This window comes from Enterobacter sp. ZOR0014 (genome assembly GCF_000798855.1).
Lineage (GTDB): Bacteria > Pseudomonadota > Gammaproteobacteria > Enterobacterales > Enterobacteriaceae > Enterobacter > Enterobacter kobei.
Window position 1 is genome coordinate 1 of sequence record NZ_JTLF01000072.1, and the last position, 9,252, is coordinate 9,252.

The 9,252-nt window shown below is 56.1% G+C and carries 9 protein-coding genes; 7 read left to right on the plus strand and 2 right to left on the minus strand.

Annotation, left to right across the window (positions count from 1 at the left end):
- Window positions 1-253 precede the first annotated feature (253 nt).
- The 3 genes from zipA to L977_RS02960 all read left to right on the plus strand — a co-directional run bounded on the left by zipA (window position 254) and on the right by L977_RS02960 (window position 3,539).
- A complete protein-coding gene (zipA, locus tag L977_RS02950; RefSeq protein WP_045134549.1) occupies window positions 254-1,237 on the plus strand; it encodes a cell division protein ZipA in 984 nt (327 codons plus the stop codon).
- Between the two features lie 69 nt (window positions 1,238-1,306).
- On the plus strand, window positions 1,307-3,322 hold the full coding sequence (gene ligA, locus L977_RS02955; RefSeq protein ID WP_045268310.1) for an NAD-dependent DNA ligase LigA: 2,016 nt from the start codon (window positions 1,307-1,309) through the stop codon (window positions 3,320-3,322).
- 1 nt (window position 3,323) lies between these two features.
- Entirely contained in the window at window positions 3,324-3,539 is a 216-nt protein-coding gene (locus L977_RS02960) for a DUF3820 family protein (protein WP_045268309.1), read from the plus strand.
- Here the strand turns inward: L977_RS02960 and L977_RS02965 are convergent.
- Window positions 3,536-4,531, minus strand: coding sequence for a bile acid:sodium symporter family protein (locus L977_RS02965; RefSeq protein ID WP_014884734.1), 996 nt, complete (start codon window positions 4,529-4,531; stop codon window positions 3,536-3,538). The two genes, L977_RS02960 and L977_RS02965, sit on opposite strands and share 4 nt — an antisense overlap.
- A gap of 89 nt (window positions 4,532-4,620) precedes the next feature.
- On the opposite strand from L977_RS02965, the gene L977_RS02970 reads away from it, so the two are divergent.
- Window positions 4,621-5,556 (plus strand): LysR family transcriptional regulator, encoded by a 936-nt coding sequence (locus tag L977_RS02970; RefSeq protein ID WP_014884733.1) that lies wholly within the window; start codon window positions 4,621-4,623, stop codon window positions 5,554-5,556.
- On the opposite strand, the gene L977_RS02975 is transcribed toward L977_RS02970, so the two are convergent.
- Window positions 5,553-5,894 (minus strand): FlxA-like family protein, encoded by a 342-nt coding sequence (locus L977_RS02975; RefSeq protein WP_047027337.1) that lies wholly within the window; start codon window positions 5,892-5,894, stop codon window positions 5,553-5,555. The genes L977_RS02970 and L977_RS02975 overlap by 4 nt on opposite strands.
- 207 nt (window positions 5,895-6,101) lie before the next feature.
- Between L977_RS02975 and xapA the strand changes: the two genes are divergently transcribed.
- The 3 genes from xapA to L977_RS02990 all read left to right on the plus strand — a co-directional run bounded on the left by xapA (window position 6,102) and on the right by L977_RS02990 (window position 9,192).
- Window positions 6,102-6,926 (plus strand): xanthosine phosphorylase, encoded by an 825-nt coding sequence (gene xapA, locus L977_RS02980; RefSeq protein WP_047624666.1) that lies wholly within the window; start codon window positions 6,102-6,104, stop codon window positions 6,924-6,926.
- Between the two features lie 51 nt (window positions 6,927-6,977).
- Window positions 6,978-8,234 (plus strand): nucleoside permease, encoded by a 1,257-nt coding sequence (locus L977_RS02985; RefSeq protein ID WP_023331034.1) that lies wholly within the window; start codon window positions 6,978-6,980, stop codon window positions 8,232-8,234.
- Between the two features lie 67 nt (window positions 8,235-8,301).
- Window positions 8,302-9,192: a LysR family transcriptional regulator gene (locus tag L977_RS02990; RefSeq protein WP_032635933.1), complete on the plus strand. Its 891-nt coding sequence runs from the start codon at window positions 8,302-8,304 to the stop codon at window positions 9,190-9,192.
- Window positions 9,193-9,252 lie beyond the last annotated feature (60 nt).

Here is a 9,252-nt window from a genome sequence, read left to right on the forward strand (position 1 = left end):
GGGAGAAGACGATGTTGAAACCATAACCAGGCTGTACTCCTTTTTTCACAACCAGTGGAATTGCCGCCTATATTATCCACTTGTGGACTAATGACCAGTTCGGAAATGTTCGAAAAACCAGCAAAAAGCACGATTTCCTTCATCTTTATGCTGTGAATGCTCTGCACACACTTGCACTTGACGTAAACGGCAAATACTCTTAGTGAGTAAATGTTTGCCGTGGTGGCAAGGTGTTAGAACAACAGAGAATATAATGATGCAGGATTTGCGTCTGATATTAATCATTGTTGGCGCGATCGCCATAATCGCTTTACTGGTACATGGTTTCTGGACCAGCCGTAAAGAGCGTTCTTCGATGTTCCGCGATCGCCCACTGAAGCGCATGAAGTCCAGTCGTGATGACGATGACATTGAAGATGACATCGACGGTCGCGACGATGACGGCGTGGGTGAAGTTCGTGTTCATCGGGTCAATACTGCGCCCGGCGCGGCTCATGGGGAGCATGAAGCCCCCCGTCCTGCGCAGCACCAGTATCAACCGCCGTACGCCTCTGCTCAGCCGCGCCAGCAGGCGCCGCAGCCGGTAGAAGAGCCTGTGCGCCAGCCGCCGCAACAGCCTGTCCATCAGCAGCCTGCTGCGCCACAGCCGGTTCAACCGCAGCCCGTGCAGCAGCCTGTGCAACAACAGCCCGCGCAGCCGGTACAACAGCCGCAGCAGCCTGTTCATGTGCAGCCAGCGCCGCAGCCTGCTCCAGCACAGCATGTTGAGCCAGAACCGGTAGCAGAGCCAGAACCGGTTGTTGAAAAACCGCAGCGTAAAGAAGCGGTGATCATCATGAACGTGGCCGCGCATCACGGTAGCCATCTCAACGGTGACGTGCTGCTTAACAGTATTCAACAGGCAGGCTTCAAGTTTGGCGACATGAATATTTTCCATCGCCACCTGAGCCCTGACGGTAGCGGCCCGGCGCTGTTCAGCCTGGCCAATATGGTCAACCCGGGTACTTTTGATCCGGAAATGACCGGTGATTTCGTGACCCCAGGTGTCACCATCTTTATGCAGGTGCCCTCTTACGGTGATGAACTGCAAAACTTTAAGCTGATGTTGCAATCCGCTCAGCACATCGCTGACGAAGTAGGCGGTGTGGTGCTCGACGATCAGCGTCGAATGATGACCCCGCAGAAACTGCGCGAGTATCAGGACCGCATCCGCGAAGTTAAGGAAGCCAACGCGTAATCATCGCGTTTACGTCAACTCCTCCTCAACCCCCGCATGTCGGGGGTTTTTTCTCATTGATGGTGCGATATGGACTCAATCGAACAACAACTCACTGACCTGCGAACCACGCTTCGCCATCATGAATATCTCTATCATGTTATGGACGCGCCGGAGGTGCCGGATGCGGAGTATGACCGCCTGATGCGCGAGCTGCGCGAACTGGAGGCGCAGCACCCGGAACTCATTACGCCGGATTCTCCCACCCAGCGCGTCGGTGCCGAGCCGCTGGGAGCGTTCAGCCAGGTACGCCATGAAGTACCGATGCTGTCGCTGGATAACGTCTTTGATGAAGAGAGCTTCCTCGCGTTTAACAAGCGCGTGCAGGACCGTCTGAAAAGCAGCGACGCTCTCACCTGGTGCTGCGAGCTGAAGCTTGATGGCCTGGCGGTCAGTCTTCTCTACGAAAACGGCGTGCTGGTGCGTGCCGCGACGCGTGGCGACGGCACGACGGGTGAAGACATTACGACCAACGTGCGCACCATCCGCGCAATTCCGCTGAAGCTGCAGGGGGACAACATTCCTGCGCGTCTGGAAGTGCGCGGCGAAGTGTTTCTTCCCCAGGCGGGTTTCGAGAAAATCAACGAAGAAGCGCGCCGCACCGGCGGGAAAGTATTTGCTAACCCGCGTAATGCGGCGGCAGGCTCTTTGCGTCAGCTTGACCCGCGAATCACCGCGAAGCGACCGCTCACTTTCTTCTGCTATGGCGTGGGTATCCTGGAGGGCGGCGAGCTGCCGGATACGCACCTCGGGCGCCTGATGCAGTTTAAGGCGTGGGGTCTGCCGGTGAGTAACCGCGTACAGCTCTGTGACTCGCCAGAAGCGGTACTCGCGTTCTACCACAAGGTGGAAGCGGACCGTCCGACGCTCGGTTTTGATATTGATGGCGTTGTCATTAAGGTGAACTCACTGGCGCTTCAGGAGCAACTCGGGTTTGTGGCACGTGCGCCGCGCTGGGCGGTGGCGTTTAAGTTTCCTGCTCAGGAACAGATGACCTTCGTTCGCGATGTGGAGTTCCAGGTCGGCCGTACGGGTGCCATTACCCCGGTCGCCCGTCTTGAGCCTGTGCAGGTCGCGGGCGTGCTGGTGAGTAACGCCACGCTGCATAACGCCGATGAGATTGAACGTCTGGGCCTGCGGATTGGTGACAAAGTGGTGGTTCGTCGCGCGGGCGATGTTATTCCGCAGGTGGTAAACGTCGTTGAGTCTGAACGCCCTGATGATACGCGTGAAGTGGTCTTCCCGACCCATTGCCCGGTGTGTGGCTCTGACGTGGAGCGTGTTGAAGGTGAGGCGGTAGCGCGCTGTACGGGCGGCCTGATCTGTGGCGCGCAGCGTAAAGAGTCACTGAAGCACTTCGTCTCCCGTCGCGCCATGGACGTCGACGGCATGGGCGATAAGATTATCGATCAGCTGGTTGAAAAAGAGTATGTGCATACGCCAGCGGATCTCTTCAAACTGACGGCGGGCAAGCTGACCGGTCTGGATCGCATGGGGCCGAAGTCGGCGCAGAACGTGGTTAACGCTCTGGAAGCCGCAAAAGAGACCACCTTCGCCCGTTTCCTTTACGCGCTGGGCATCCGTGAAGTGGGGGAAGCAACGGCAGCAGGTCTGGCGGCGTACTTTGGCACGCTGGAGGCGCTGGAAAAGGCAAGCATCGACGAGCTGCAGAAAGTGCCGGATGTCGGCATTGTAGTCGCCACGCACGTCTTTAACTTCTTTGCGGAAGAGAGCAACCGCGAAGTCATTGGCAAACTGCTGGCAGAGGGCATCAAATGGCCCGCGCCGGTGGTGGTTAATGCCGAAGAGATCGACAGTCCGTTCGCCGGTAAAACGGTGGTGCTGACCGGCAGCCTGAGCCAGCTTTCACGCGACGATGCGAAAGCGCGTCTGGTGGCGCTGGGCGCAAAAGTGGCGGGCAGCGTGTCGAAGAAAACCGACCTGGTGATTGCCGGGGAAGCAGCGGGTTCGAAGCTGGCGAAAGCCCAGGAACTCGGCATTGAGGTTATCGACGAAGCGGAAATGATGCGTCTGTTAGGAGAGTAACGTGGAAAAAGAGCAGCTCGTTACGATCGCCAATACGGAGATGCCGTTCGGTAAATATAAGGGCCGCAGGCTGATCGATTTGCCGGAGGAGTATCTGCTGTGGTTTGCCCGTAAGAATGAGTTCCCGGCCGGGCGACTGGGCGAGCTGATGGCTATTACGCTACTGATCAAAACCGAGGGGCTGACCCAGCTGGTTCAGCCCCTGAAACGTCCTTAAGCTTTCGCGGCGCGGGTCTCTTCCTGCGCCAGTTTTTCCGTCTGACGTTTATAGCGACGCGCCAGCACGGCGCAGACCATCAGCTGGATCTGATGAAAAATCATCAGCGGCAATACCATCATCCCAATTACCGAGGTCGGGAACAGAATGTTGGCCATCGGGATACCGTTCGCCAGGCTCTTCTTCGAGCCGCAGAAAACAATCGTAATTTCATCTGCTTTGTTGAAGCCGCATTTACGTGCCACAAAGACGTTTACGGCAATGACAATCGCCAGCAGGACAATGCTGACCACCACGATAAACAGCAGTGAGCCTGCGCCCACCTTGTGCCAGATCCCGTTCACGACCGCTTCGCTGAAGGCGGAGTAAACCACCAGCAGAATTGAGGTCTGGTCGGTTTTGGAGATCCACTTTTTATGCTTCGTCACAAACGCACCTGTCCACGGGCGCGAGAGATGGCCCAGGACAAAGGGCAGCAGCAGTTGCAGACAGATCCTGCCCACCTGCTCAAGGTTACCTTCCGCGCCATGCATGTTCATCAGCAGCCCCACCAGCAGCGGGGAGACGAAAATCCCTAACAGGCTGGATGCCGATGCGGAGCAGACCGCGGCCGCAACGTTGCCACCCGCGAGGGAGGTAAACGCAATGGCCGACTGCACGGTGGCTGGCAGAATACAGAGATACAAAAAACCGGTATAGAGTGCCGGGTCGACGTTAACTGGCGCCCACCACGCAAACAGCACTCCGAGGATGGGGAACAGAATAAAGGTGCTGCACATCACCCAGAGGTGCAGTCGCCAGTGGCCACCACCCGCGATAATCGCTTCGCGGGAGAGTTTTGCGCCGTGCATAAAGAACAGCAGCGCGATAGCGGCCGTCGTCAGCCCCTCAAAAAACGGGACGAAACCACCGCGGGCCGGGAAAAACGAGGCCAGTAAAACGGTGACCACCAGAGTAAGCGTAAACGGATCAACAATACGAAATAGTTTCATAATGACTCCTGAAAACAGATGTCGCTATTGTGCTTTTTTCCATTTGAGAAATAAAATTGATTTATTGCATTCATTCATGAATTAAACAGATGAATTACTCCTTACGCCAGCTTCGTATTTTTGTCACCGTCGCCCATGCCCGTAGCTTCAGCCGGGCAGGAGAGATGATTGGCCTCAGCCAGTCAGCCGTCAGCCACAGCGTGAAAGAGCTGGAAAATCAGACCGGCGTGCGGTTGCTTGACCGTACCACACGCGAAGTGGTGCTGACCGAAGCAGGGCAGCAGCTGGCCCAGCGCCTCGAACGTCTGCTGGATGAACTGAACAGCACGCTCAGAGACGTGGGAAGGCTGGGGCAGCAGCTTTCGGGCACCGTGCGGGTCGCAGCCAGCCAGACAATATCGGCACACCTTATCCCGCAGTGTATCGCGGAGGGAAACCACCGCTATCCGGACATTGATTTTGTGTTGCATGACCGGCCGCAGCAGTGGGTGCTGGAAAGCATCCGTCAGGGAGATGTGGATTTTGGTATTGTGATCGACCCCGGCCAGGTGAGCGACCTGGCGTGCGAAAGCGTGCTTTCTGAGCCTTTTTTACTGCTCTGCCGGGATGACGATCCGCTGGCAACCTTGCCGGCGGTCAACTGGCAGTCCCTGCAGGGCGCGAACCTGGTTTTGCAGGATTATGCCTCCGGCAGCCGTCCGCTGATCGATTCCGCGCTGGTTAATCAGGGCGTAAAGGCCACCATCGTGCAGGAAATTGGGCATCCGGCCACGCTGTTTCCCATGGTGGAAGCCGGAATTGGGATCAGCGTGTTGCCCGCTCTGGCGCTCCCCCTGCCGCAGGGCAGCCGACTGGCCGTGAAGCGTTTAACGCCTGTTGTCGAGCGAAAACTGATGTTAGTACGGCGCAAAAATCGTTCCCTCTCGGGGGCGGCGCAGGCTATATGGGAAGTGGTGCGTATCCAGGCACAGCGATTAACCGAGGCCCGCATACGCGACCCACTGTTTAACGCATCCGACGATTAAATATAGATATCGATCTGATGATCGTCTGTCGGGCTATTCACCCCTTCCACTTTACCCGGCGCTTGCTCCTGTTTCTTTTGCTCCTCTTCAGCCTGCTGGTGCTGCAGCGCGGCGAGTTGCGCCTGTAGCACGGTGATTTGGGTCTGAATGAGCTCCTGCTGCTTTTTCTTTTCATCTGCACTGCCGGAACTGTCCGCCAGCTCTTTTAACTGCTGAGTCAGCTGTTGGATCTTGTCGAGAATACGGCTGATTTGCGCAGCAATATCGTTCCCGCCGGAAGCCTCACTCCCGCCGCCGCTGGTTTGAATGGGTGGGGCTGAAGCCTGGATAGTCGTCATACTTTTTCCTCGCGTTATAAAACAGAGGTATCGGCACTGACGGGATTAGCTTGAGCAAAACTGCCATATCTGGCAGGACATTACATTGATACAAAAACAGTATTGATGGTGCCGGGAAAGTGTATTGGAGGTCACCCGCAGGCTCCGGATATAAGACTAGGGTCATGCGATCCATGCTATCGCGATCTTCATTCTCAAGGAGCCTCTATGACCCTCTCAAAAAACCCGTGGTATTGCGCCGATATTATCCGTGCGGCTAAGCCTGACTTCACGCCTCGCGTGGCGTTTATTCTCGGATCTGGCCTTGGCGCGCTCGCCGACCAGATTGATGATGCCGTTTCTCTGAGTTATGAAAAGCTGCCGGGCTTCCCGGTGAGCACCGTCCACGGCCACGCCGGCGAGCTGGTGCTGGGGCATCTTGCCGGGGTGCCTGTTGCCTGTATGAAAGGGCGAGGGCACTTCTATGAGGGGCGCGGGATGACCATCATGACCGATGCGATCCGCACGTTCAAACTGCTGGGATGTGAGTTGCTGTTTAGCACCAATGCGGCAGGCTCATTGCGCCCGGAAGTTCTGCCGGGGAGCCTGGTTGCCCTGAGCGACCATATCAATACCATGCCTGGCACGCCGATGGTGGGGCTGAACGATGAGCGCTTTGGCGACCGTTTCTTCTCCCTGGCCAATGCTTACGACGCGGATTACCGTGCGATGCTGCAAACCGTGGCGGCGAAAGAGGGTTTCCCGCTGCATGAAGGGGTATTTGTCTCTTATCCGGGCCCGAACTTCGAGACGGCGGCAGAGATCCGCATGATGCAAATTATCGGCGGTGATGTGGTCGGCATGTCCGTGGTGCCGGAAGTGATTTCCGCACGCCACTGTGACCTGAAGGTTGTAGCCGTTTCTGCAATTACCAACCTCGCCGAAGGTTTGGGCGAGGTAAAGCTGTCGCATGAGCAGACGCTCGCGGCGGCTGAGCTCTCACGCCAGAACTTCATCAATCTTATCTGCGGTTTTCTCCGCCATATTGCCTGAGTAAAACAATAAAGTGGCCCGTTAGGGCCACACTGCTATAAGGAATGGGCTATGAACATCACGACTCGCTTAAAGATGATGTCCTTTATGCAATATTTTATCTGGGGGAGTTGGCTGGTTACCCTCGGTGCTTACATGATCAACACCCTACACTTTACCGGCTCCGACGTGGGCATGGTCTACAGCTCCAAAGGCCTTGCCGCGATCGTGATGCCTTCGCTGGTGGGAATCATCGCCGACAAATGGCTACGGGCAGACCGCGCCTACGTCATTTGCCACCTCGTCTGTGCCGCCGCACTCTGTTACGCCGCGCAGGTGAATGAGCCCGGCCTGATGTTCTGGGTCATGCTGGTCAATGCGATGGCCTTTATGCCCACCATTGCGCTGTCGAATACGATCTCCTATTCCTGTCTTGAGCAGGCGGGTCTGGAGACGGTAAGCCATTTTCCGCGCGTGCGGGTGTATGGCACCGTGGGCTTTATTGCGGCAATGTGGGCCATAAGCCTGATGGGGGCGGAGCTAAGCAACGTGCAGCTTTATATTGCAGCTGGCGCGTCTCTGCTGCTGGCGCTCTATTCTTTGACGTTGCCGGCCATTCCCGTGGCGAAGCAGAAAACGTCCCAGTCTCTGGCCAGCAAGCTGGGCCTTAATGCCTTTGTTCTTTTTAAACAGCCTCGCATGGCGGTGTTCTTTTTGTTCGCGATGCTGCTGGGTGCTGTGCTGCAGATCACCAATACCTTCGGTAGCCCCTTCCTGCATGATTTTGCCCGTAATCCGGCGTATGCAGATAGCTTTATCGTCAGGTACCCGTCCATTTTGCTCTCCGTTTCGCAAATGTCAGAGGTGTTCTTCATTCTGACCATTCCGTACTTCCTCGGACGGTTTGGTATTAAAGCCGTGATGCTGATGAGCATGGTGGCCTGGATGCTCCGGTTTGGTCTGTTTGCCTTTGGCGACCCCTCCGCAACGGGCTTTGTGCTGCTCATGCTTTCCATGATTGTCTATGGCTGTGCATTCGACTTCTTCAATATTTCCGGCTCAGTGTTTGTCGAACAGGAGGTCAGCACCGATATTCGCGCCAGCGCACAGGGGCTGTTTATGACGACGGTTAACGGTATTGGGGCTTATTTCGGATCGGTATTGAGCGGTATGGCAGTTGATTATTTCTCGGTGGATGGGGTGAAAGACTGGCAGACGATCTGGCTGGTGTTTGCAGCCTATGCCCTGGTACTGGCCGTAGTGTTTTATTTCAGCTTTAACTACCACCACGCCAGTAAAAACAGCGAGATGCGCACAGTTGCGCACTAAATTTCCCCTCTCTGCGGTGAAAGGCTTTAAGGTAGGCGCTTAAGTGTTATCGCCAGGATATGTTTTGATGGAACGCGTCTATCGAACCGACCTCAAGCTGCTGCGCTATTTTCTGGCCGTGGCGGAGGAACTGCATTTTGGACGGGCTGCGGCCCGTCTCAATATGTCCCAGCCGCCATTAAGCCTGCACATTAAAGAGCTGGAAAGCCAGCTGGGCACGTTACTGTTTATTCGCCACTCGCGAAGCGTCGCGTTGACGCATGCGGGTAAAGTGCTGATGGAAGAGTCTCGTCGGCTGCTTGCCAGCGCAAATCAGGCTCTGGCGCGCGTCGAACAAATTGGCCGGGGTGAGGCAGGGCGTATTGAGCTGGGTATTGTCGGTACCGCCATGTGGAGTGAGGTGCGCACGGTTATGCGCACTTTTTTGAAAGAACATCCGAATGTTGATGTCGTTTTTCGCGAAAAGTCGCCGGTCATGCAGATGGCGCTGCTTGAGCGTCAGGAGCTGGATATTGGGATCTGGCGAATGGCAACGGAACCCACCGCGGGGTTTACCAGCGTGCGGTTGCGCGAGGCGGCGTTTCTTGTGGCGATGCCGGAAGATCACCGGCTGGTTAGGGAACCCTCCGTTGCGCTTGCTGATTTACAGGACGAGTATTTCGTCACGATGCCGTCAGCACATTCTGACTGGGCATTTTTACATCGCGTCTGCCAGCAGGCCGGTTTTTCACCGATGATTGTACGCGAAGCCGTAGAGCCACAAACGGTACTGGCGATGATAAGCATGGGGATGGGGATTACGCTCGCTGCCGACAGTTACGCGCAAATGCAGTGGCCGGGCGTGGTGTTTCGCCCGCTGAAAGAGCGTATTCCGGCAGATTTGTATGTCGTGTATAACGAGAAACAGGTGACGCCGGCGGTGAAGACGTTGATTGAGACGTTGACGGCAGGAAAGTAGACAAACTGCAGATGCGCAGATAGCAAAAAAGCGCCTTTAGGGCGCTTTTTTACATTGGTG

Bases quoted from the DNA above. Each gene is read 5' to 3' on its own strand.
- zipA (WP_045134549.1), top strand. From the start codon at position 254: ATGATGCAGGATTTGCGTCTGATATTAATCATTGTTGGCGCGATCGCC.
- ligA (WP_045268310.1), top strand. From the start codon at position 1,307: ATGGACTCAATCGAACAACAACTCACTGACCTGCGAACCACGCTTCGC.
- L977_RS02965 (WP_014884734.1), bottom strand. From the start codon at position 4,531: ATGAAACTATTTCGTATTGTTGATCCGTTTACGCTTACTCTGGTGGTC.
- L977_RS02970 (WP_014884733.1), top strand. From the start codon at position 4,621: ATGAATTACTCCTTACGCCAGCTTCGTATTTTTGTCACCGTCGCCCAT.
- L977_RS02975 (WP_047027337.1), bottom strand. From the start codon at position 5,894: ATGACGACTATCCAGGCTTCAGCCCCACCCATTCAAACCAGCGGCGGC.
- xapA (WP_047624666.1), top strand. From the start codon at position 6,102: ATGACCCTCTCAAAAAACCCGTGGTATTGCGCCGATATTATCCGTGCG.
- L977_RS02985 (WP_023331034.1), top strand. From the start codon at position 6,978: ATGAACATCACGACTCGCTTAAAGATGATGTCCTTTATGCAATATTTT.
- L977_RS02990 (WP_032635933.1), top strand. From the start codon at position 8,302: ATGGAACGCGTCTATCGAACCGACCTCAAGCTGCTGCGCTATTTTCTG.